Origin of the sequence: Salsipaludibacter albus (genome assembly GCF_019798055.1) — a bacterium.
GTDB classification, from domain to species: domain Bacteria; phylum Actinomycetota; class Nitriliruptoria; order Nitriliruptorales; family Nitriliruptoraceae; genus Salsipaludibacter; species Salsipaludibacter albus.
This window is the reverse complement of record NZ_JAHOPH010000005.1, coordinates 145,846-169,163: the sequence shown is the minus strand read 5'-3', so window position 1 is coordinate 169,163 and position 23,318 is coordinate 145,846. Positions and strand designations below refer to the sequence as shown.

The 23,318-nt window shown below is 72.9% G+C and carries 14 protein-coding genes; 7 read left to right on the top strand and 7 right to left on the bottom strand.

The features are described 5' to 3' along the window. Positions 1-106 precede the first annotated feature (106 nt). Positions 107-2,908: a bifunctional acetate--CoA ligase family protein/GNAT family N-acetyltransferase gene (locus KR546_RS04960; protein ID WP_238443596.1), complete on the bottom strand. Its 2,802-nt coding sequence runs from the start codon at positions 2,906-2,908 to the stop codon at positions 107-109. 209 nt (positions 2,909-3,117) lie between these two features. Here KR546_RS04960 and KR546_RS04955 point away from each other — a divergent pair, with 209 nt between their 5' ends. Beyond that, positions 3,118-3,732 (top strand): hypothetical protein, encoded by a 615-nt coding sequence (locus KR546_RS04955; RefSeq protein WP_238443595.1) that lies wholly within the window; start codon positions 3,118-3,120, stop codon positions 3,730-3,732. 47 nt (positions 3,733-3,779) lie between these two features. Here KR546_RS04955 and KR546_RS04950 read toward each other — a convergent pair whose 3' ends face one another. Genes KR546_RS04950 through KR546_RS04935 form a run of 4 tightly spaced genes read right to left on the bottom strand, consistent with a single transcriptional unit; the run spans position 3,780 to position 5,507 of the window. After that, entirely contained in the window at positions 3,780-4,211 is a 432-nt protein-coding gene (locus tag KR546_RS04950; protein WP_238443594.1) for a hypothetical protein, read from the bottom strand. After that, positions 4,201-4,749: a hypothetical protein gene (locus tag KR546_RS04945; protein WP_238443593.1), complete on the bottom strand. Its 549-nt coding sequence runs from the start codon at positions 4,747-4,749 to the stop codon at positions 4,201-4,203. The genes KR546_RS04950 and KR546_RS04945 overlap by 11 nt, the downstream gene beginning before the upstream one ends. After that, positions 4,746-5,198: a hypothetical protein gene (locus KR546_RS04940; RefSeq protein WP_238443592.1), complete on the bottom strand. Its 453-nt coding sequence runs from the start codon at positions 5,196-5,198 to the stop codon at positions 4,746-4,748. The genes KR546_RS04945 and KR546_RS04940 overlap by 4 nt, the downstream gene beginning before the upstream one ends. Positions 5,199-5,219: 21 nt before the next feature. Continuing rightward, complete coding sequence (locus KR546_RS04935) at positions 5,220-5,507, bottom strand: hypothetical protein (RefSeq protein WP_238443591.1); 288 nt, start codon at positions 5,505-5,507, stop codon at positions 5,220-5,222. Positions 5,508-5,754: 247 nt separating this feature from the next. Here KR546_RS04935 and recC point away from each other — a divergent pair, with 247 nt between their 5' ends. The 5 genes from recC (at position 5,755) to KR546_RS04910 (ending at position 17,016) form a co-directional block, all read left to right on the top strand. Beyond that, entirely contained in the window at positions 5,755-9,312 is a 3,558-nt protein-coding gene (gene recC / locus KR546_RS04930) for an exodeoxyribonuclease V subunit gamma (RefSeq protein ID WP_238443617.1), read from the top strand. Beyond that, a complete protein-coding gene (locus tag KR546_RS04925) occupies positions 9,309-12,728 on the top strand; it encodes a UvrD-helicase domain-containing protein (RefSeq protein ID WP_238443590.1) in 3,420 nt (1,139 codons plus the stop codon). Before recC ends, KR546_RS04925 begins: the two co-directional genes overlap by 4 nt. Further along, positions 12,725-14,617: an exodeoxyribonuclease V subunit alpha gene (recD, locus tag KR546_RS04920; protein WP_238443589.1), complete on the top strand. Its 1,893-nt coding sequence runs from the start codon at positions 12,725-12,727 to the stop codon at positions 14,615-14,617. Before KR546_RS04925 ends, recD begins: the two co-directional genes overlap by 4 nt. Positions 14,618-14,758: 141 nt before the next feature. Further along, positions 14,759-16,261 carry an LVIVD repeat-containing protein gene (locus KR546_RS04915; protein WP_238443588.1) on the top strand — a complete coding sequence of 501 codons (1,503 nt, stop codon included), beginning with the start codon at positions 14,759-14,761 and terminating at the stop codon, positions 16,259-16,261. 116 nt (positions 16,262-16,377) lie between these two features. Continuing rightward, positions 16,378-17,016 (top strand): protein-L-isoaspartate(D-aspartate) O-methyltransferase, encoded by a 639-nt coding sequence (locus KR546_RS04910; protein WP_238443587.1) that lies wholly within the window; start codon positions 16,378-16,380, stop codon positions 17,014-17,016. A gap of 190 nt (positions 17,017-17,206) precedes the next feature. On the opposite strand, the gene KR546_RS04905 is transcribed toward KR546_RS04910, so the two are convergent. Continuing rightward, complete coding sequence (locus KR546_RS04905) at positions 17,207-18,421, bottom strand: CHAD domain-containing protein (RefSeq protein ID WP_238443586.1); 1,215 nt, start codon at positions 18,419-18,421, stop codon at positions 17,207-17,209. 148 nt (positions 18,422-18,569) lie between these two features. Here KR546_RS04905 and KR546_RS04900 point away from each other — a divergent pair, with 148 nt between their 5' ends. Next, positions 18,570-19,538: a type IV toxin-antitoxin system AbiEi family antitoxin domain-containing protein gene (locus KR546_RS04900; RefSeq protein ID WP_238443585.1), complete on the top strand. Its 969-nt coding sequence runs from the start codon at positions 18,570-18,572 to the stop codon at positions 19,536-19,538. 86 nt (positions 19,539-19,624) lie between these two features. Here the strand turns inward: KR546_RS04900 and metH are convergent, their stop codons facing one another. Beyond that, the gene (gene metH, locus KR546_RS04895; protein WP_238443584.1) at positions 19,625-23,179 is read right to left on the bottom strand and encodes a methionine synthase; all 3,555 of its coding nucleotides are present in this window, start codon (positions 23,177-23,179) and stop codon (positions 19,625-19,627) included. Positions 23,180-23,318: the final 139 nt, after the last annotated feature.

Genomic DNA, 23,318 nt, shown 5'->3' with positions numbered 1-23,318 from the left:
ACTGTGGTGTGGCCTCGTCGTGGGGACCAACCCGACCCGTTGCAACGGTTGTTACGGGCCGGGGTTGCACCGGCGCCGGGGACGGCGCCGGGAGACGGTCCGACCGTCAGGGGGTGGCGGCCGGAGCGTGCCGGGGGACCGGCGCCACCCGGATGCGGACGTCGGCGACGGACACGCCGCCGGGCCCGACGAACACCGGGTTCATGGCGACCTCGACGACCTCGGGCAGGTCCTCGACCAGGGCGTTCACCCGGACCAGCAGGTCGACCAGGGCATCGAGGTCGGCCGCGGGCGTCCCGCGCCAGCCGTCGAGCACCGGACGGATCCGCAGGTCCGACAGCATCTCCTCGACGTCCCGGTCGGTCAGCGGGGTGATCCGTGCGGCGCGGTCGTCGACCAGGTCGGCGAGGTCCCCGCCCAGCCCGGTCACCACGATCGGGCCGAACACCGGGTCGTGGTGCACCGACACGGACAGCTCGGTGCCGTCCTCCATCTCCTGGACCAGCAGGCGACAGCCCGGCCCGTGGCCGGTCAGCACGTCGGGATGGTCCGACGACTGGACCGGGGCGATCGGGTGGGTGAACCGGTCCGGGACGTCGTCGGCCAGTCCCGCTTCGCGCCGGGTGATCAGGTCACGGGCCCCGGCCGCGGCGGCCCGTCGGGATCGCCGCCCGGCCTCGACCGTGTCCAGCATGGTGTCGGGTGGCTTGCCGTCGACGATCTTGACCACCACCGGTCCGTCGAGCTGGTCGAAGGCGTCGGCCGCACCGTCTGGCGTGGTGACGAATCGTGCCTCCGGACGCGGGATGGCGTAGGCGTCCAGCACCGCGTGCGCGTCGACCGGGTCGAGCCAGGCGCTGCGGGCGGACGGGTGTGCCGTCGCCATCCCGGGGGTGGTCGCGATCGCACGCTCCACCAGGCGCCGTGCGCGGGTGCGGTCGACGTCGTCGGGGACGACCACCCGGCCGAGGGGTCGTCGGCGCCAGGCAGCGTGCAGCGCGACCCGCCCCAGCGCCGCCGCCGCCGACTCCGGGAAGGGATGGCACGGGATCCCGGCCGCCGGGAGCCCGTGGGGGACCTGGCCGTCCGGGGTCATCATGACCACGACCATGGGAGTGTCCTCGTCGAGCTCGTCGCGGGCCCGGACCAGGGCCCGGGCGACCTCGTCGGGGTGCTGGTTGGGCAGCGGGACCATGATGGCCAGGACGGCATCGACCTCGGGGCTGTCACCGACGATGCGGACGGCGGCGCCGAAGTCCTCGACGGTGCCGCCGGGTCGGACGTCGACCGGGTCGTCGGCCGCGGCCTCGCCCACGTGCGGGGCCAGTCGGGCGCGGGTGTCGGCGGAGAGGGTCGCAACGACCAGCCCGTTCGCCTCGAGTGCGTCAGCCGCGAGGATCCCCGGCCCCCCCGAGTTGGTGACCACGCCGACGGCCGGCCCCGACGGCAGCGGCTGCGTGGCCAGCAGCTGCGCGACGTCGAGCAGTTCCGGCAGCGTGTCGGTCCGGATCACCCCGGTCTGGGCGAACAGGGCGTCCACCGCCTGGTCGGCGCCCGGGTCGGTCCGCGTGCCGCGGGCCGCCACGCGGGCCCCCGCGGCACTGCGGGCCGCCTTGACGGCGACGATGGTCTTGTGACGTCCGATCCGACGGGCGATCCGGCTGAAGGTTCGGGGGTTGCCGAACGACTCGAGGTAGAGCAGCACCTGGTCGGTGTCCGGGTCGGTCTCCCACCACCGCAGCAGGTCGTTGCCGGAGATGTCGGCCTTGTTGCCGACCGACACGAAGCTGGAGACCCCGATGCCGCGGGCCGCGGCCGCGTCGAGGATCGTCGTCCCGAGCACGCCGGACTGGGACAGCACGGCGGTGCGTCCGTGCGGTGGCACCCGGGGCGTGAGCGTGGCGTTGAGGGAGACGGCCGGGTCGACGTTCATCACGCCCATGCAGTTCGGGCCGACGATGCGCAGCCCGTGGCCGCGCGCGCGTCGCAGCAGGTCGGCCTGTCGCTGCCAGCCCTCCTCGCCGTCGTCGGCGAACCCGGCCGAGATGATGCACACGGCGTGGACGCCGAGTGCCGCAGCCTCGTCGACCACGTCGTTGACCAGGGGCGCGGGCAGCGTGACGACGACCAGCTCCGGGACCTGGGGCAGGTCGGCCAGGCGCGCATGGCTGGCGAGGCCCGCGACCTCGGACGTGTGCGGGTTGACCGGGAAGACCGGACCGGCGAACTCGCCCGCGACCAGGTTGGCGAGCAGCATCCCCGACAACGAATCGGGGTCGCGGGAGGCGCCGACGACCGCCACCGAGGACGGACGCAGGAAGCGGTGCACGGCCGCACGGGCGGCCGTGCGCTCCTGGTCGTCGACGACCCGGAGGAAGTCCTCGCCGAGGTCGAGGTCGAGGTCGCTGCGGACCACTTCGGACGCGCGCCGATCGGTGTGGCGCAGGCCCAGGTCACGGATGAGCCGCAGCATGGACTCGTTGTCGGCCAGGACGTCACCCGACAGCACCCGGACCCCGGCCTCGTGGGCGGCCTCGGCGACGTGACGGACCAGGGCCGACCCGATCCCGCGTCCCTGGTGGGCGTCCTCGACCAGGGCGGCGAACTCGGCGTGGGTGGGCTGGTCCTGATCGATCACGTAGCGGGACACGCCGACCAGTCGCTCGTCGTGGTCCCGCCCGGTCGTCGCCGCCAGTGCCAGTTGCCAGCGCGGGTCGTAGTCGGTGAACAGCCCGACGTTGCGCTCGTCGAGGTCGTAGGCACCGTGGAAGCGCAGCTGTCGCGACCGCGGCGACGTCCGGTCCCACATCGCGAGCAGCAACGGGGCGTCCGCCGGGGTCATCGGGCGGATGTGGACGGTGGTGCCGTCGGGCAGGGCATGGTCGTGGGTGGTGGGGCCCGAGGGCATCGCGCAGGCTCCTGTGCGTGGTGGCCGCGGCCTCACGATATGGCGCAGCGGCGGGTCGCATCAGGCCGTGGGGTGCTGGGCGGCCACCGGCCACGACCGAATCGATCGCCGGACCGGTTGCCCGGAGGGGCCGGGCCTGCCACGATGGTGCCCGGCGTCACCGGTGCCACGGGTCACCCCCGCCCCGTGGTCGGCCGAAGGAGGATGCCATGGATCCGTTCGACCGGCACGAGGCCACGGCGCAGGCACGCGTCGATCGACTCGTCGACCAGGTGGACGAGGCTTCGTCGGACCGCGCGGAGTCGTCCGACGACGGCACGGACGAGTCCTTCGCCGTGGGGGAGCGAGAACTGGCCGACGGCATGCACATCCTGGCGGGCGACGAGGAGCTTCCGACCGAAGTCGACTCGTGGACCCCGGTGCGCGACGACGACCTGGTCGACGCCCTCGTGGAGGCGTTCAACGCCCGAGACCTGGAGGGGCTCGGCGAGCTGTCGGCCCCGGACTGCGAGGTGCTCGGACTCTCGTCCGGCCTGCGTGACCTCGACCCCGCGATCGGGGACCTGTGGGACCGGCGGCCGAGCGTGCTGCTGACCCGGGCCGTCGACGACGACCGCGCGCTGGGGGTCCTGTGGGAGCGGGCCGCGACACAGACGTGGGCGCCGGTCGGCGTGGCCCATGTCGACGGTGACGACGAGGTGCTGCAGGTGCTGGAGTTCTCCGACGACCTCGGCCTGATCGAGCGTCTCGCCCCCACGGCGCCGGATGCCGACGACGACGCGCTGTGGGCCGATCCCGACGGGCTCGACGACCAACCCTCCTGACCGGCCCCGCTCGAAACTGGCCGGACCTGCCTCCCCGGGGTGGTGGGTCAGCCGCGGCGCAGGGTGGCCGTCGCCGTCGTGGTGACGTCGACGTCGGTGGCGGCGCCGACCACGCCGCGGAAGATCGTGCGGGCGGTGCCGGTGCAGTCGGCGGTGACGACCGGCTCGTCTCCGGTGGTGGTGACGGTGGCACGACAGGTGGCGTCGAGGTCGTCGGCCACGGCGGCGTGTCGACGTGCGAGCGTGTCGAGCGTGGACGGGTCGATCACGATCCCGGTGTCGGTGTCGAAGAAGGAGGCCTGGTCGACGGCGGCGGCCGCGTCGTTGACCAGCCCGGCCGCGGCCGCGTCGAGCTCGGACTGGGCCCGGTAGACCAGCGCGGAGTCGACCGCGATCGCGGACAGTGCGAGCACGATCAGCACCCCGATCGGCATCAGGATGAGCGTGTTGCCGTCCTCGTGTCGGCGGTCACGACCCACAGGTGGCCTCCCCGGCGAGTCCCGACCGGTACGGGTCGACGATCTCGTGGTGCTGTCCGGTGATGGTCCACGGGGTGCCCCAGGTGCCCACGAACGGCAGCCGGGCGGTGGTGATGGTGATGGTCGCCCGGACGGTGACCCGGGCACAGCGCTGCACCAGGACCGCCGGGTCCGAGACCTCCCTGCCGGACGGGTCGAGGTAGGCCAGCCGCGGTGTCCCGTCCCGCCCCATCGCGGCCAGGGTGGCGGATGCGACATCGTCGAGACGCGCCTCCAGGGCGGGGCCGCCGTCGGCCTCGACCAGGGTGCGGGCGACCTCCCGGGCGACCGCGTCGGTGGACATCCTCGCATCGACCACGTTCCAGGCGTTGACCGCCAGCAGGACGCCGACCAGGAACACGAGGCTGCCGAGGAGCAGCGTCTCGCCTCCCGCGACGAAACCGCCCTGGGCCTGCAGATCGATCCGGGCCTCGCGGTGGTCGTCGCGGTGGTCGTCGCGGCGGGCGACGAGGTGGGTGGGGGTTCCCGCACCGCTCATCGGAACGTCTCGATGCGGACGCTGGCCCGGCGGTCGAGCGTGGCCAGCCCGGTCGCGATGTCGAACAGGGCCAGCGCGGGGGCGGGCGACGGTCCGTACACGCGGACCTCGACGTCGTCGGGCCCGGCCGTGCACGACACCGCCATCCGCGACGATCCGCCCAGGCGCTGGTCGGCCCAGGCGATCGCCGCGGCACACGGCGCGCCATCGGCCCGAGCGCCACGGGTCGCCGCCTCCAGCGCCAGGGCACCGACGCGTGAGCTGCCGAACAGGTGAATCGTGGTCTGGGTCGCGATCAGCACGAACACCAGGAACATCGCCACGCCGCCGATGGCCGTCACGGGGCTGGAACCGGCCTCGTCGTGCAGCCACGAGGTCCTGGTCCTGCCCCGGGGCAGGCGGCCACGCCACCCGAGCAGGATGGCAGGCGCGGCCCGGGGGAGCGGCATCGATCCGGCCGGCGCGGCTGGTCAGCCGTCCGACCCGATGTTCTGCACCTCGTCGTCGACCCGGTCCGTCGCCTCCTTGGCGGTCCCGGAGAACGCGACCCACATCGCCGCACCGATCAGGGCCATGATCAGGACCACGATCCCGGTCGAGATGACCCCCTCGCCGGCCTCGGTGGACAACCGCCGGCGCAGGGCGTCGAGGGCCGATCCGGCCGTGTCACCGACGGGATCGAGCGGCGGGTGGTGCGTGCCGGGCTCAGGCACGTCGGGGCGGGTGGTGGCAGGTTCGGGCTGCGGGGGGAGGAGCATCGCACGTCCTTCGAGCGGGGGGAGACGTCGTGCGGGCCAGTATGGCAGCCGACCGCGTCGCTGTCATGGGCTCTCGTGCACTCCTGTGGACAGCATCGCCGGAGTGCGTCGCCGAACGACCGCGGGGCGGTCGATGTCCCGACCGCCCCGTAGAGTGACTCCCCGCCGACCCACCCCTCGTGCTCGACCCCGTGCCCAACCTCGTGCCCGACCTCCCTGCCCACCGAAGAGTCCTCCGTTGCTGAACGTGCATCGTGGCGCCCGCGCCGACCACCTCGTCGCGGCGCTCGCCGACATCCTCGTCGAGCCGGCCGGGGACGTGTTCGCGCCCGAGTGGGTCGCCGTGCACTCGCGTGGGATCGAGCGATGGATCAGCCAGCAGCTGTCGCATCGACTCGGGGCGGGACCGGCCGGTGACGGCGTGGCGGCCGGGCTGACGTTCCCGTTCCCCCTGACCGTCGTCGATCGCGTCGTCGCCGCCGCCCTCGACGAGCCGGTGCCCACCCGCGATCCGTGGGACGCGGGGGCCCTCACGTTCACCCTCGTCGACCTCGTCGATCGCGGCGAGGTCGACCTCGGGGACCTGGGTGCCTTCGGCGTGCACCTCGCGGGGTCCCGGTTCCGGCGACTCCCGGCCCTGCGCCACGCGGCCGTGCTCCTGGACCGCTACCAACAGCACCGACCAGACCTGGTCACCGCCTGGGTCGGCTGGGACGGGACCGGACCGCTGCCCGACGGTCGTGACGGCGCGCTGCCCGACCGGCTGCGCTGGCAGGCCGTGCTCCTGCGGGCGGCTCGCGCGACCCTGGGCGAGACCCGGGTCGAGCGCATGGACCGGGCCGTGACCAACCTGCACGCGGGCGCGGGCCGGTTGCCCGGCGTGCCGGACCGGGTGCTGCTGTTCTCGCTGACGGCGGTGGCCAGCGCCCACCTGCGGGTCCTGGACGCCCTGTCCACCAGGCACGACGTACACGCGTTCGTGCTGCACCCGTCGCCTCGTGCGTGGGAGCACGCGGCACGGGCGCTGGCCGCCACGGACATCTCCGACCAGCCACGTCGTCGACCGGTCCGGGCGGCCTCGACGCTGCCGCCGGTGGCCCACCCCCTGCTGGAACGGTGGGCGCGGGACAGTCGTGAGCTGCAGGTCGTCTTGGCCGGCCGAGGCAGGGACCGTCCGACCGACCTCGATCCCCCAGCCGATCGAGCGGACGGCCTGGCGGAGGATCGAGCGGACGGCCTGGCGGACGATCGAGCGGACGGCCTCACGGACGGCTCGAGGACCCCGGCCCCGACCACCCTGCTGGCACGGGTGCAGGCCGACGTCCGGGGCGACCTGGCGCCCGGTGTCGATGCCGAGGGTCGGCCCGCACCCTGGCGGTTGGACCCACGGGACCGGTCCCTGCAGGTCCACGCGGCGCACGGCCAGATCCGCCAGGTCGAGGTCGCGCGCGACGCGATCCTGCATGCACTGGCCGAAGACCCGACGCTGGAACCGCGTGACGTCGTGGTGATGACCCCCGACGTCGAGACCCACGCACCGCTGGTCGACGCCGCCTTCCGGGCCGCCGCCGGGCCGGACAGTGGGCTGCCCGACCTGCGTGTCCGGGTCGCGGACCGTGCGCTGAGGACCGCCAATCCCCTGTTGTCGGCGCTGGCGGACCTGCTCGACCTGGCCGACTCGCGGCTGGAGGCCGGACCGGTGCTGGAGCTGCTCCGGCGGGACCCGGTGCGTCGACGCTTCGGGCTGGCCGAGGACGACGTCGACCAGCTGGACCGGCTGCTCGCGGACGCCGGCGTGCGCTGGGGACTGGACGGGGACCACCGCGCCCGGTTCCGGGTGCCCACCGCCGTCAACACGTGGCGTTTCGGACTGGACCGACTCCTCGCCGGCATGGCCATCGGGTCCGGCACGATCGCCGACGAGGTGCTGGCCGACGACCGGGGTGGTGACCAGCCGTCCCTGGTCGGACGACTGTCCGAGTTCGTCGCGCGCCTCCACCACCTCGTCGACCGGATGGTGGGGATCCGGGGTGTCGAAGGCGACGAGGGAGCCGACGATCCCGGGCACCCGGTGGAGGACTGGGTGGCGATCCTGCGGGATGCGGCCGACCTGCTGACCGAGGTGGACGAGGACGACGCCTGGCAGCGCTGGCAGCTCGACCGGCTCCTGGAGGACCTCGCGGCCCGGGCTGGCGGCGTGTCCGCGACGGTCACGCTGCGCGAGCTCCGTGGCATGCTGGCCGACGACCTCGGCGGCCGGCCCACCCGGGCCGACCACCAGACCGGTGACCTGACCGTCTGCACCCTCGTCCCGATGCGCAGCGTGCCCTTCCGGGTCGTGGTCGTGCTCGGGCTCGACGACGGGGCGTTCCCGCGCCACCGCGTCCCGTCCGGTGACGACGTGATGGGTCTCGAGCCACTGGTCGGGGACCGCGACCCCCGGACCGAGGACCGCCAGCTGCTGCTGGACGCCCTGCTGTCGGCCCGCGACCGGTTCGTCGTGACCTACCGGGGTGCGGACGAGCGCACCAACCAGGAGGTGCCGCCGTCGGTGGTGGTCGCCGAGCTGCTCGACGTCGTCTCGGCCACGGCCGACACCGCCGATGGAGACGACGCCGCGAACGTGGTGCACGTGCGCCACACCCTCCGTGCAGCCGACGCCCGCAACTTCTCCGACGAGGCGGCGGGGGACCGGGCCTTCGACCGGGTCGCCCTGGACGGTGCCCGTGCAGCGGCCGGTCCCCCCACCGTCCCGGCGCTGCTGTGCACCTCGCCGCCGACGGACGTTCCCGACCCTCCGGACCTCCTGACCGTGCCGGCACTGGTCTCGATCCTGTCCGCCCCGACCCGGTCGTGGCTCCAGCACGTCTTCGGGTTCCGCGACCGGACGTGGGAGGACGCCCGCGACGACAACCTGACGGTGGAGGCCACGGGCCTGGGCGGATGGTCGCTCGGCGAGGCGTTGCTGCGCGGGCTGATCGCGGGTGAGGAGCCGGCCGAGCGCCTGCGCACCATGCGTCGTGAGGGCGTGCTGCCCGTCGGTCGACTCGCCGAGAACGCCGTCGCCAGCCGCCTCCCGATGGCGGTGACCATCGCCGACGCCACCCATCGCCTGCGGACCGACCTGTGGTCCGACGCGATCGCCGAGGAGGACGTGGAGGTGGACCTCGACCTCGGCGCCGCGGGCCTGCGCGGGGTGGTGGCGGTCCCGGCCGGCGGGGTCGACCTGCGGCCGACCTACTCGTCCGCGCGGGCGGGCCAACTCGTCGGCGGGTGGATCCCCCACCTGGTGCGCAGCGCGCTGGGCCACCCGACCCGCCTGGTCGTCGTTGCCAAGCACAACGACAAGGCGGTCACCAAGGCGGCCGTGAGCCACGTCTTCGAGCCACTGGACCCGCCCCGGGCCCAGGAGGTCTTGGCAGACCTGGTGGTCGTGGCCCGACGGCTCCTGGTGCACCCGGTCCCGTTCTTCACCAACACCTCGGGTGCCTACTGGCGTGCACGGGTGGACGGCAAGGAGGATGCGGCGGCACTCGGTGCTGCCGGCGGCTCCTGGTCGGCCGGCTACCGCACCAAGTGGGGGGAAGGGCACGATCCGAACGTCGAGCGGGTCTTCGGGACGGGGTCGCTGGTGACGCTCGTGAACGCCGGCCGGGCCGCCCTCGATGACGCCCCGGCGTGGTGGGACGACGAGCCGCACGAGCTGGCCCGCTGGGCACGACGGGTCTACGACGTCCTGCACCGGAGCAGTGTCGTGGCCCACCACGCACGTGCCGAGGTCGAGACCGTGGTGGTGCCGGCATGACCCGCCCGGAGTTCGACCTCACCGGTCCCCTGCCGACCGGCCGGGTGTCGTTGGAGGCGTCGGCCGGGACCGGCAAGACGTGGACGATCGCCGCCCTGGTCCTGCGCTACGTCGCAGAGGGCGTCGCGTCACTGGACGAGTTGTTGGTGGTCACGTTCACGCGGGCCGCCACCGCCGAACTGCGCGACCGGATCCGTGGTCGCCTGGCGGTCGCCGGTCGCCACCTGCGCGCCGTCCAGCGGGGCACAACAGCTCCGGACGACACGGACGGGGACGCCGTGCTCGCTGCGCTGGCAGGCGCGGACGGCCGCGTGGGCCCCGACGAGTTGCGTCGTCGCGCCGAGCGTGTCGAGACGGCCCTGTCCGAGATCGACGCGGCGCTGATCTCGACCATCCATGGCTTCGCCCACCAGGTCCTGCGCAGCGTGGGATTCGCGGGTGACGTCGACGGCTCGGCCCGCCTGGTGGAGGACGCCGACGACCTGATGGTCGACGCCGCCGCCGACCTGCTGGTGCGGCTGTACTCCGCCGAGTCCTCCGACGAGGTCCTCGCCGCCGCGCCGAGCGGCGACCAGGTCCACAAGATCATGGTCGAGCGCTTGCGACACCCCCACGCCACGGTCTCGCCCGGTCCGGACCAGGCGGCCGCCGACGACGCTGCCGTCCAGGCGGCCCGGGTCGCGGGACTGATCGGCGGCGAGATCCAGGCGGCGAAGGATCGTCGCGGGATCATGACCTTCGACGACCTCATGGTCCGCCTCGTCGACAGCCTCGCCGACCCCCGGGCCGGACCGGAGGTGGTCGCGACCTTCCACCAGCGCTTCCGGGTGGCGCTGGTCGACGAGGCCCAGGACACCGACCCGGTGCAGTGGCAGATCCTCGAAACACTGTTCGCCGACCGGACGCTGGTCCTGATCGGCGACCCCAAGCAGGCGATCTACCGCTTCCGGGGGGCGGACGTGGGTGCCTACGTCCGTGCCACCAGCACGCCGGCGACCACCCACTTCAGCCTCGCCACCAACTGGCGGTCGGACCGGTCGCTGGTCGACGCGGTCAACACCCTGTTCCGGGAGACCACCTTCGGTGACGACCGCATCGCCCACCGCCCGGTGCGCTCGCACCACGGTGACCGGCTGGCGGCGGAAGGTGCCGCACTCCAGCTTCGCCTGCACCCCGTGCCCGACAGCGGTGACGTCCGTGCCGAACCGGGCCGTCGCGCCATCGCCGCCGATCTCGCTGCACACGTCACGCGCCTGCTGGCGGATGCCCCGACCGTCGCTGGCCGACGCGAGCCGCTCGGGCCCGCCGACATCGCCGTCCTGGTCCGCTCGCACAGCTCGGTCGAGCACGTGACCGAGGCCCTGGAAGCAGCCGGGATCCCCCACGTGGTCAACGGCGTCGGATCCGTGTTCGAGGCACCCGCAGCCGACGACTGGCTGGCGCTGCTGCAGGGGTTGGACCTGCCGTCGAGCACCGTGCGGGCCCGGGCGGTCGCGGGCTCGGCGTTCGTCGGGATGTCCACGGAGCGCCGGGCGGCCCTGGACGAGCGCGACCTCGACCGATTGGCCGGCGACCTGCACCGGTGGGCCACCGTCCTGCGACGAGACGGCGTGGCCAGCCTCGTGCGCACCCTCCATGCCGACACGGACCTGGGCGCGCGGCTGCTCGCCGAGGTCGGTGGCGCCCGGATGCTCACCGACATCGAGCACGTCGGCGAGTTGCTGCACCGGTCCGGCTCGGCAGGCGACGGCCCCACGGCGGCGGTCCAGTGGCTGACCGAGCAGCGCACCCGCGTGGTCGGTGACGAGGTGCCGGCCGAGCAGCGGGCGCGCCGGCTCGAGACGGACAGTGCCGCCGTCCAGATCATGACCATCCACGGGGCCAAGGGTCTCGAGTTCCCGGTCGTCTACCTGCCCTACCTCAACTTCGCCGCGAAGCGACCCTCGGTGCCGTTCACCACCACCGGCGACGAGCCCGTGCTCGAACTGGGGGGCCCCCGCCTCGACGAGCATCGGGACGACGAGGCCGACGAGGACAATGCCGAGAACCTCCGGCTGGCCTACGTCGCGTTCACCCGAGCCCGCCACCGATGCATCGCGTGGTGGTGGCGCGGCAGCGGCTACACCAGGGCGCCGCTCAGCAAGTTGCTGCTGCGTCGCCCGGGAACGTCGGTGACCGGCTCGTCGACCTCGGCCATGGCCAAGGGGGTCGAGGAGGCGGCCGACGACCTGGTCGCGCTGACCGACGGGACCGTGTCGTGGACGTGGATGTCCGACGAGCCCGAGCCGGTGCCCGTCACGGGCTCGGACGACGAGGTCCCGCCGCTCGCGGCCCGCGACTTCGACCGCCCCATTGATCGCACCTGGACCCGGACGTCGTTCACCGGCCTGGCCACGCCGCGCCGGGCCGGACTCGCCGGTGCCGAGGTCGAGGTCGGCGACGACGCTACGGCACCCCGCACCGACGAGGCCGACCACGCGGTCGTGGCCGAGGTGGACGAGGATGCGCGGACCGCCGGCGACGGCGGCGACGGCGGCGAGGGCCCCGGGACCGTCGCACGGGCGCTTCCGCTGGGCCAGATGACCGGCGGTGCCCGGGTCGGGACCCTCGTCCACGACCTCTACGAGCACGTCGACTTCACGGCCAGCGACGTCGGCGACCAGGTCCGGGCCCGACTGGGGGCGCTCGTCGGTCCCGGTCACGACGCCACCCGGTCCGTCCTCGGGATGTCTCCCGACGACCTCGTCGACGGCGTCCTCGCGACGCTGCGGACCCCGCTGGGTGACGCCTTCGGTGGCCTCCGGTTGGCGGACCTGCCGCCCCGCGACCGGATCGACGAACTGGCCTTCGAACTGCCGCTCGGGCTGGGCGTCGCCGGCGACGGTCCTCGTGCGGTCGACCTCGGGGCGATTCGCGACGCCTTCGCCGGCCTGCCCGCCGGCGACCCGATGGCCGACCACGCGGCCCGGCTGGACGACCCGGCCCTGCACCGCGTGGTGCGTGGCTACCTCACCGGGTTCGTCGACCTGGTGGCCCGGCGGGTCGAGGACGACCGCGACGTCTTCCACGTCGTCGACTACAAGACCAACGTCCTCTACGGCCGCGACGAGGACCCCAGCAGCGACCACTACGACCGCGGCTCGCTCGTGACGGCGATGCATCACGGCCACTATCCGTTGCAGGCCGCCCTGTACGCGGTCGCCGTCCACCGGTTCCTCCGCTGGCGCCTGTCCGACTACGACCCGGGCCGCAACCTGGGGGCGATCGGCTACCTGTTCGTGCGTGGCATGGTCGGTCCCGACACGCCGGTCGACCCCGACGGCCACGTCGCCGGCGTGTTCGCCTGGACGCCGCCCCCGTCGTTCGTGGTCGACCTGTCGGAGCGGCTGCACCACGGCCGGGAGGTGGTGGCGTGAGCCCCGCGACGATCCTCGACGTCGGCCCGACGATGGCCGCCCTGGCCGACGCCGGCGTGCTCGAGTCTGCCGCACTCCACCTCGCCACGAGACTGGCCGCCGTGGTCGGGTGCACCGACGAGCGCGAAGTCCTGGCCCTGGCGCTGGCGGCCCGGGCGCCGACCCGCGGCCACGTCGCGCTCGACCTGCGCACCCTCGGGGAGCTGCTCGAGCTGGACGAGGTCGCCGAGCTCGACGACCAGCTGCGAGCCGCCATCGAAGCCGACCTGGAGGCGATGGCCGAGCACGTCCGGTCCGGCGCGTGGGCCGGCTCGACCGTGCTGCGGGACGCGGGCCAGTTGCGTGATCACGACCGCGTGACGCCGCTGGTCGTGTCGGGCGACCTCGTCTACCTCGACCGGTGGCTGGCCATGGAGGACGAGGTCGGCACGGCCCTGCTGGCCCGGCTCGGCGAGGTGGGCGACGACCCCGACGAGGTGGACCCGGGTCCGTCCCGGGTCGACCAGGCCGTCGCGCTGGACGTCGTCTTCGCGGTCCACCCCGACAGCGACGCACAGCGCCGCGCTGCCGCCGAGAGCCTGCAACGGCGGTTGGTGGTGCTCGCGGGCGGTCCCGGCACCGGCAAGACCTGGACGGTGGCACGGATCCTCGCCACCCACGTGTCGGCCGCCGGCGAACGCCCGCCGACCGTGGCGCTGGCGGCCCCGACCGGCAAGGCCGCGGCGCGACTGTCCGAGGGCGTCGAGGAGGCCGTGGCGTCGGGCGACCTCCCCGACGACCTGGCCGCGCGGGTCCGTGAGCTCGCTGCTGACACCGGCAGCACCCTCCACCGGCTGCTCGGGCTGCGGCCGGGCCGGGCCCCCTGGCACGGACCCGGCAACCCGCTGCCCCACGACCTGGTCGTCGTCGACGAGGCGTCGATGGTCGCGCTGCCGCTGATGCGCCACCTCCTCGCGGCGCTGCGGCCGTCCGCCCGACTGGTGCTGGTCGGCGATCCCGACCAGCTCGCCTCCGTCGAGGCCGGCACCGTGCTGGGCGACGTCGTCGGGGCGCTGGATGCCGTCGACCATCCGTCCCTGGTGGTGTTGGAGCGCGTCCACCGGTTCGCCGGCGACTCCGGGATCGCGCGTCTCGCCACTGCCATCCGCCGCGGCGACGTGGACGCGGTCAGCGAGGTCTGCGCCACCGCACCCGACGTCACCTGGTTGGCCGACGCGGACGCGGGGCTGGACGCGATCCGGTCCGTGGTCGCCGAACGCGGCGCTCGGCTGGTGGCCCACGCGCGGGCTGGCGACGCCGCCGGCGCCGTGGAGGCGTTGTCGTCGTCGGTCGTGCTCGGGGCCCACCACCTCGGACGCGTCGGCGTGGCCCGGCTCAACGAGCGGGCCGAGTCCTGGCTCGCGTCGGCCGACATCGGCTGGCGCCCGTGGGACGACCGCCAACCGGGTCGACCGGTCCTCGTCACCGCCAACGACGCCACGCTGGGCATCTTCAACGGCGACCTCGGCGTCTTCGTCGCGACGCCCGACGGTGTCCGGACGGCCTTCGACGTGCGCACCGCCGAAGGAGAGGTCCTCACGGTGCATCCGGACCGGCTGCCGGCGCACGACGCCGTCCACGCGATGACGATCCACAAGTCCCAGGGCAGCCAGTGGGACCAGGTGGTCGTCGTGCTGCCCGACCACCCGTCACCCCTGCTGACCCGCGAGCTGCTCTACACGGCGGTGACCCGGGCCCGTCGTCGGGTGACGGTCGTCGGCGGCTCCGACGTCCTGGCCGCCACCGTGCAGGGCAGGGTCCGACGCGCGTCGGACCTTCGCGGCCGGCTCCAGCGCGGCGTCGGCCAGGGCATCGGGCAGGGCATCGGGCCGGGCGTCGCGCATTCCTGAGCCATCCCGTTCGATCGTGCGGCACGGGCACCACTTCTCCGTTCGCGCACGGCCGTGGTGCCCGTCTAGCGTTCGACGGACCCCCAGCCAGCCGCTGACCGGTCGGTCCGCCGATCGGTCCGCCGTCCCCCGAGGTGTTCGATGAGACGTCCGTTCCAGAGAGTGATCCTTCCCGCCGTCCTGCTGATGGCGGCCCCGGCCGGCATCGCCGTCGCCGAGCCGGTCGACGAACTGCCACCCGGCGACTTTGCCAACGTGGAGTTGCACGCGACCCTGCCGGAGGCCGCCCAGGCGACCTCCATCAACTTCCTGTCCTACGGCAACGGGGCCAGGGCCCGCGACATCATGGTCGTCAACGGTCGCTTCGGCCTGCAGACGTGGGACCTGGCCGACCCGGCCGACCCGGTGCTGCTCGACCACCTGACGTCCGAGGAGCTCAAGCTGCCGTCGGACACCTCCGGGACGTTCTGGCAGAACGAGGACATGGACGTCGACCAGGACCGCAAGGTCGTCTTCATGGCGCGGGACCCCCGGGCCTACAACGGTTCGACGTCGAATCCGGACTCGATCGCCGGCGTGTACGTCGTCGACGCGGCCGACCCCGAGGACCTGCAACTGAAGACCTTCCACGAGCTGCCGACCGGGCACACCTCCACGTGCGTCAACGACTGTGACTTCCTGTGGACCGGCGGCCCGGCCAGCAACACCGAGCAGGCGGCCGAGTGGCCCGGTGGGCGACCGGTGTTCGTCACCGACCTGCGCGACCTCGACGACATCTCGACCTACGAGACCCCGATCGACACCGGTCGCAACGACGGCGTGACCGACTACGCCCACGACGTCCAGGTCGACGCCGCCGGCATCGCCTGGGTCTCCGGGCGTGGCGGTGTGCGTGGCTACCACACCACCGGCCGCCACCTCGACCCCCTGACCGGCGTGCGCCGGGTCGCGACCGCGTGGGACCCGATCCCGTTCGGTGGCGGCGGGTTCCCCGAGGACGAGGTGCCGTCCCAGTTCATGCACAACTCGTTCCGCCCGGTGGCATCCACCCTGCGTGACGGTGGCAACCCGTCGCCCGACCACCGACCCGGCTCGCTGCTGATGGCGACCGAGGAGGCGTTCGGTTCGTCCACCTGTGACGGGATCGGGATGTTCAGCATCGCGTCGCTGGAGGGCAGCTACGACGGCCAGGGCTGGATGTCGACCCCCGACGACCCGTTCCGGCTCGAGGTGGTCGGCACGTGGAGCCCGGCCGGCGAGGAGGGCACGACGCCCAACGCCTTCTGCTCCGCGCACTACTTCGAGGTGCAGGACAACATCGTCGCGTACTCCTGGTACGCGCAGGGCACGCGCTTCCTCGACGTGTCGGACCCGACCGACCCGATCCAGGTGGCCTACTTCCGGCCCGACGACAGCGTCAGCTGGGCGCCGTACTTCCACGGTGACTACATCTACGTCGCGGACAACTCGCGGGGCGTCGACGTCCTGTCGCTGACCGACGGGGCAGACGCGAACGCCGCGGCACACCGCCAGGTGAACGCGCCCGCGATGTCGGCCACCCAGATCGCGCGGGTCGAGGCGCTGGTCGCGGACTACGCCCCCGACCCGGACTTCGGATGGGCCTGCGTGATCCCGCGGACCTGACCCGCACGGGACCAGCACGCCCGTGGTGGCAGCACGCGGTCGAGCCCGCCCTCGTGGCGGGCTCGACCCGTTGGTCCACGGTTGACGGCACCGGCGGACCACCTAGCCTCGGCGACATGGGACATGCCTCGCGTCGTCGCGCCATGGTCGAGCGCCAGCTGCGCGGTCGGGGCATCCGCGACGAGCGGGTGCTGGCCGCCATGGGCGCAGTCGAGCGTCATCGCTTCGTCCCACGTGCGCGTCGCTGGGAGGCCTACGAGGATCGCCCGCTCCCCATCGGTGGAGGCCAGACGATCTCCCAGCCCTGGATCGTGGCGCGGATGGCCGAGGCGCTGGAGCTCGGTCCCGACGACCGCGTCCTGGAGGTCGGTGCGGGCTGTGGCTACGCGGCCGCGGTCCTGGCCGAGCTGGCTGGTCGTGTGACCGCCGTCGAGCAGGATCCCGATCTCGCCGAGCGTGCCCGCTCCCACCTGGCCGACCGTGCCAACGTCGAGGTCGTCACCGGCGACGGCGCTGCCGGTCGACCCGACGTGCCGCCGTTCGACGCGATCTCGGTCGCCGCGGCCGGACCGTCAGTCCCCGAGCCCCTGCGGTCCCAGCTCGCCGACGGCGGTCGGCTGGTCATGCCGGTCGGGCCGCGGACCCACCAGGAGCTCCTCTTGCTCCGACGGGACGGCGACGTCGTCTCGGAGGAGTCCCTCGGACCGGTCCGCTTCGTCCCGCTCACCGGCCCCCACGGCGTCGACCCTCCCTGACTCCACGCAACCCCCGTCGGTTGGGGAGTGCACGCCCGCTGACGATGCTCGATCCGACAATCGACCGGGGGGTCCGGCTCCACCCCCGTCGGTTGGGGAGTGCGAGCCCGCTGACGATGCTGGATCCGACAATCGACCGGGGGCGCGTCGCGGCCACCGGGTCGACGACCCGCCCGATCAGTCCGCCCGATCAGTCCGGGTGGCCCGCAGCACGCAGGGCGCCGAGCAGGCCCGCCCGGTCCATCCGCGACCGGCCGGGCACGTCCCGTTGCCGAGCGAGGTCGCGGAGCTGGCCGTTCGTGCGGTCACCGAGGTCATCGGCCTGGTCGTGCAGGTCCTCGATCTCTCCTGCCTCCGGTTCCGGGCCGTGCCGCCACCATGCTCGGAGCAGGGCGACGAGTCGAGCCCCGAGCGCGTCGGGGGGTTCGGCGTGCAGGCGGGCGCCCACACCGACCGCGCGTCGCTGGAGGTCCCGCCGCGTGCCCTCGACCAGCACCAGGGCGGCCTCGACCTCGTGCTCGCCGCCGAAGCCGTCGGGGTCCTCCCGAAGGTCCGCGGAGAGGATCGCCAGGTCGTGATCGTCACCCAGGACGTCCGACAGGTCGTGGAGGAGGTCGGCGAGGGCGCCCAGCAAGGTTGGTGCCGCGGGTTCGACCAGGCTGACGTGGTACCAGGAGTACTTCACGCGCTTGCGCCACTCGTGCAGGAGTTCGTCCGGAGGCGGGCCGGGCACGTCCAGGACCTCTGCGAAGGCGTCGCGGGCCCGGTCGGCGGTCTTGCTGACCCCGGCGGCCACCGCGCCACATTGCTCGTCGCGGTCGAGTCCCGCCAGTGGCCAGCCCTCGAGCCCGTCGCGCGCCCGAACGATTTGCCGGCGGGCCGCGTCGATCCGGTCGCGATTGGCGGTGACCGCGTGGGTGGCGTCCTGGGCGCGGGCCTGAAGTGCGCGGCGGACGCCGGCGATGCCACCGGTGGGGACCTGGTCGGCGTGGGCCGCGACGAGGTCGTCGAAGGTCGCCACCAGGGCATGGGCATCACGGATCGGCGACAGCTCACGGGCGGCGTCGCGGGTGGCCGTGTTGGTGGCCTGGTAGGCGTCCTCCATCGCCGGTCTCACCAGTCGCACCAGGCCCCGAACCCGCTTGCAGCACTTGCGTGCCTCGTGCACCGCCTCCTCCACCGACGCGGCCGTGTCCACCTCCCGGCGCACGAAGTCGGCCACCTGGGCGTCGTCCACGGCGAACCCCCAGGCCTCGTCGCCGGCGCGATCGTCCGCCGCCCCGGGGTCCTGGGCCTCGGCGGCCTCGGCGACGGACAGCCACGCCAGGGCAGCGCCGAACTGTTCGTGCGCGATCCGGGCCGTCGCCTCGTCGATCGATTCGTCCCGCTCGAACTCGAACGCCATCCTGCTTCCTCCTCCGCGGACGTCTCGGCCATCCACCGCAGTGCCCGAGCACCGGGGTGGCGGACCACCTCGACAGTACGAGACCACGGCACGCCGCGACCCCACGATCGGCCCTGCACATCATTGACGTCATCCACAGGTGCCGCGGGTGCATGCTCCGCACGACGGCGGGTCCTCCATGCTGCGGGCCATGGTCCCAGAATCCCCCGATGCCGCCCTCCGCCTGGTCCTGCAGCGACAGGCCGGGGTCTTCACGCTTGCGCAGGCCGTCGACTGCGGCGTGTCGGCTTCCGTGGTGCGGCGTCGCCACGATCGAGGCTGGTACGACCGTGAAGCCCACGGCGTCTACCGGGATCGCGCCGTGCCCCGCGGTGACCGGACACGGCGATTCGTCGCCCTCCTGTCGGTCGGTCGACAGGCGGTCCTCGCCCGACAGACGGCGGGAATGGTCCATGGCCTGTCGTCGACGCCGCCCACCAGCGAGGTGCACCTGGTCGTCGGCTGCACGTGCCCACACGTGCGGTCCGGGGTGCGCGTGCACCGATCGCTGACCCTGCGGGCCGAGCACGTCACGGACGTGGCAGGCCACCCGGTCACGACTGCGGCCCGCACCCTGGCCGACCTGGCCGCCGTCTGCGGGCCCGTTCGCCTTCGGCGGCTGGTGGCCGAGTCTGTTCGTCGCACGCTGGCGACACCGGAAGAGATCCGGACGGTGATGCGGCAGATGGGACGGTTTCGTGGCAAGGTGGCCCTGCGTGCCCTCCTCGACGAGCTGTCGCCCCTGGAGGTCGTGAGCCGCAGCGCACTGGAGTCGGAGTTCCTGTCGCTCACGACGGCCGCCGGCATTCCGCCCACGGCGATGAACCACCCCGTGGTCGACATCAAGGGCCGTCAGCGGTTCATCGACGCCGTCTACGTCCCCCCGAAGCTGCCCGTCGAGCTGGACTCCCAGTTCGCGCACGGCAGCCTGCTCGACTGGCACGACGATCGCCGGCGTGAGAACGACATCACGATCCGGGGATGGCTGCCGTTCAAGCGCTACAACTGGTTCGACGTGACCCGCCGCGGTCACCTCGTCGTGACAGACCTCAAGGACGCGCTCGCCCACTACTCCTGACGGCGCCGCCGTGGGCTCCCAATCGGTTGTCGGATTAACCCTCGTGGGCGGGCTCGCACTCCCCAACCGACCGGAGGTGGGGCGGGTCAGCGGGCGTTGAAGTACTTGGCCTCGGGGTGGTGGACGACGATCGCGGAGGTGGACTGCTCGGGGTCGAGCATGAACTCGTCGGTCACCTCGACGCCGATGCGGGAGAAGTCCAGCAGTCCGTCGAGGACGTGCTGGTCCTCGAGGTCGGGGCAGGCCGCGTAGCCGAACGAGTAGCGCGAGCCGCGGTAGTCCTGGCGGAACCAGTCCTTGACGGTCGGGCCGTCCTCGCCCTCCACGCCCCACTCCTCACGGACCCGGCGGTGCCACAGTTCGGCCAGCGCCTCGGCCATCTCGACCCCGAAGCCGTGGGCGTGCAGGTAGCGGTTGTAGCGATCGGCGTTGAACAGGTCCTTGGCGACCTTGCTGATCCGGTGGCCCATCGTCACGCACTGCACGGCCAGGACGTCGACCTCGCCGCTGTCGACGTCGCGGAAGAAGTCCGGGATCGCCAGCCAGCGTCCCCGCGTCTGGCGCGGGAAGGCGATCCGGGTGACCTCGACCTCGCCGGGCGCCTCGGGATCCCACACGACCAGCTCGTCACCGTCGCCGTTGACCGGCCAGTAGCCGTAGACGACCTCGGGGGTGAGGATCTTGTCGCGCTTGGCGACCTCGATCCACGACCGCAGCGCCGGCCGGGCGTGCTCGTCGAGGAACGCCTGGTACTCGGCCGGGGAGCGGTCACCGGGGGAGTAGCCCCACTGGTTGCGGAACAGCGCGACCTCGTTGATCATCGGCGCGATGTCGTCGATCCCGACGCCGCGCACGACCCGCGAGCCCCAGAACGGCGGCTCGGGGATCGCGACGTCGGTGGCCACGGCGGACTTCGGGCGGCCCTTGGCGTCGATCCGGGGTGGCTCGTCGGCGGCCGGGGTCTTGTGCGGGGTGCGCTTCTCGCGACGGCCGACCAACTCCTCGGGCAGCGCGACGCCGGCCTTGCGGGCCTCCATGACCCGGTCGAGCACCGACAGTCCCTCGAACGCGTCCTTGCAGTAGAAGACGTCGCCGTGGAACAGCCCGCGCAGGTCGTCCTCGACGTAGCTGCGGGTCAGTGCCGCACCGCCCAGCAGGACCGGCAGGTTCGTCAGCGACCGCTTGTTCATCTCTTCGAGGTTGTCCTTCATCACCACGGTCGACTTGACCAGCAGCCCGGACATCCCGACCGCGTCCGCGCCCCGTTCCTCGGCCGCGGACAGGATCGCGTCGATGGACTGCTTGATGCCGAGGTTGATCGTGTCGTAGCCGTTGTTGCGCAGGATGATGTCGACCAGGTTCTTGCCGATGTCGTGCACGTCACCCTTGACGGTGGCAAGCACGACCCGACCCTTGCCGGATGCGTCACCGGCCTCCATGTGCGGCTCGAGGTGGGCCACGGCGAACTTCATCGCCTCGGCCGACTGCAGCACGAACGGCAGCTGCATCTGGCCCGAGCCGAACAGCTCGCCGACCACCTTCATCCCGTCGAGCAGGAACTCGTTGACGATGTGCAGGGCCGGGTACCCGGCCGCCATCGCCTCGTCGAGGTCGGCGATCATGCCGTCGCGGACCCCGTCGATGATGCGCTGCTTCAGGCGCTCCTCGATGTCGAGGTCGGCCAGCGACGGCCCGCCGCTGCCAGTGGTCGCGTCGACCCCGTCGAACAGCGCCATCAGGCGGTGCAGCGGGTCGTAGTTGGCGTCGGCGGTGCCACCCATGCCGGCGGTGCCGCGGTTGTCCTCGATGAGGTCGCGGGCCACCTGCTCCTGCTCGTCGTCGATGCGGTTGAGCGGGAGGATCTTGGCCGGGTTGACGATCGCGGAGTCCAGTCCCCGGTCGATCGCCATCTGCAGGAACACCGAGTTGAGGACCTGGCGGGCGGCCGGGGACAGTCCGAACGACACGTTGGAGACGCCCAGGGTGGTGTAGCAGCCGGGGATCTCGGCCTTGACCCGCTCGATGGCGTCCAGCGTCGCCATCCCGTCGCCGCGCAGGTCCTCCTGTCCCGATCCCAGGGGGAACGTCAGGCAGTCGAAGACCAGGTCGGAGGTCTCCATCCCGTACTCGCCGACGGCGATGTCGGCGACCTGCTTGCAGACCTGGACCTTCCAGTCGGTGGTGCGGGCCTGGCCCTCCTCGTCGATCGCCAGCACGACCACGGCGGCGCCGTAGCGCTTCGCCAGCGGGAGCAGCCGGTCGGCCTTGACCCGGCCGTCCTCGAGGTTGACCGAGTTGATGACGGCCCGGCCTCCCAGCCGGGTCAGCGCTGCCTCGACCACGTCCACCTCGGTCGAGTCGATGACCAGGGGCAGGGTGGACTGGGTCGCGTAGCGATCGATGACCTCGACCATGTCGGCCACGCCGTCGCGTCCGACGTAGTCGACGCAGACGTCCAGCACGTGGGCGCCGGCCCGGGCCTGGTCGCGGGCCAGCTCGACCATCGCCTCCCAGTCCTCGTCCAGCAGCAACCGCTTGAACACCGCCGAGCCGTTGGCGTTGGCGCGCTCCCCGATCATCAGAAACGAGGTGTCCTGCTCGATCGTGACGGCGCCGTACAGCGACGCCAGCGACGGCTGGAACTCGACCTCGCGCTCGGCGGGGGTGAGCCCCTCGACCGCCGCGACGACCTGGGCGAGGTGCTCGGGCGTGGTGCCGCAGCAGCCGCCGACGATGGTGACGCCGAACTCCGCCACGAACTCGCGCTGGGCCTGCGCCAGGCCCTCGGGAGCCAGCGGGTAGCAGGTCTCGCCGTCGACCATCTCGGGGATGCCGGCGTTGGGGACCACCGCGATCGGGAGGCGGGAGTGGCGCGACAGCGTCCGGACGTGCTCGCGCATGTCGTCCGGCCCCGTCGCGCAGTTCATCCCCAGCACGTCGATCGGCAGGGGGTCCAGCGCGGCGATCGCCGCGGCGGGCTCGGAGCCCAGCAGCATCGTGTTGATGTCCTTCTCGACCGTGAAGCACACCATGATCGGGACGCGCTCGCCCCGCTCGGCGAAGACGTCCGTGGTGGCCGCGACGGCAGCCTTGACCTGCAGCAGGTCGAAGCAGGTCTCGATCAGGACCAGGTCGACGCCGCCGTCCAGCAGCCCGCGGACCTGGCGCGCGTAGCCGGCCTCCATCGTGGCGACGTCGATGAAGTCCTTGGCCTCTGCGGGGTCGTTGCCGAGGCTGAGCGTCGGCGACCGCGTGCCGGGCCCGATCGAGCCGGCGACGAACCGGGGCACCCCGTCACCGGCGCGCTCGTCCACGGCCTCGCGGGCCAGGCGGGCCGCGGTGGCGTTGAGCTCCTCGGTGTCGTCTGCCAGGTCGTACTCGTCGAGCACCCAGGGCGCCCCGCCGAACGTGTCCGTCTCGATGATGGTGCAGCCCACGTCCAGGAACGAGCGGTGGACGTCGAGCACGACGTCCGGACGGGTGCGGACCAGGATCTCGTTGCACCCCTCGAGGTCGTCGCTGCCGAAGTCCTCGACGGACAGGTCGGCGTCCTGCAGGGACGTCCCCATGGCGCCGTCGACGACCAGCACGCGGTCTCGGAGGGCATCCAGGAAGGGATGGGAGAAGGAGGAATCGACCATGTTCGGGTCTCGCTTGGCGCACGCGTGGGTGGCGCGTCGATGACCGGGGATGCCGGGAGGGACGCGTCACACGGGTGACCGAGACTTCGGGCCGTTCACCGAGGAGGCTACCAGCCGGCTCGTGTCGCTCGACCGTGCC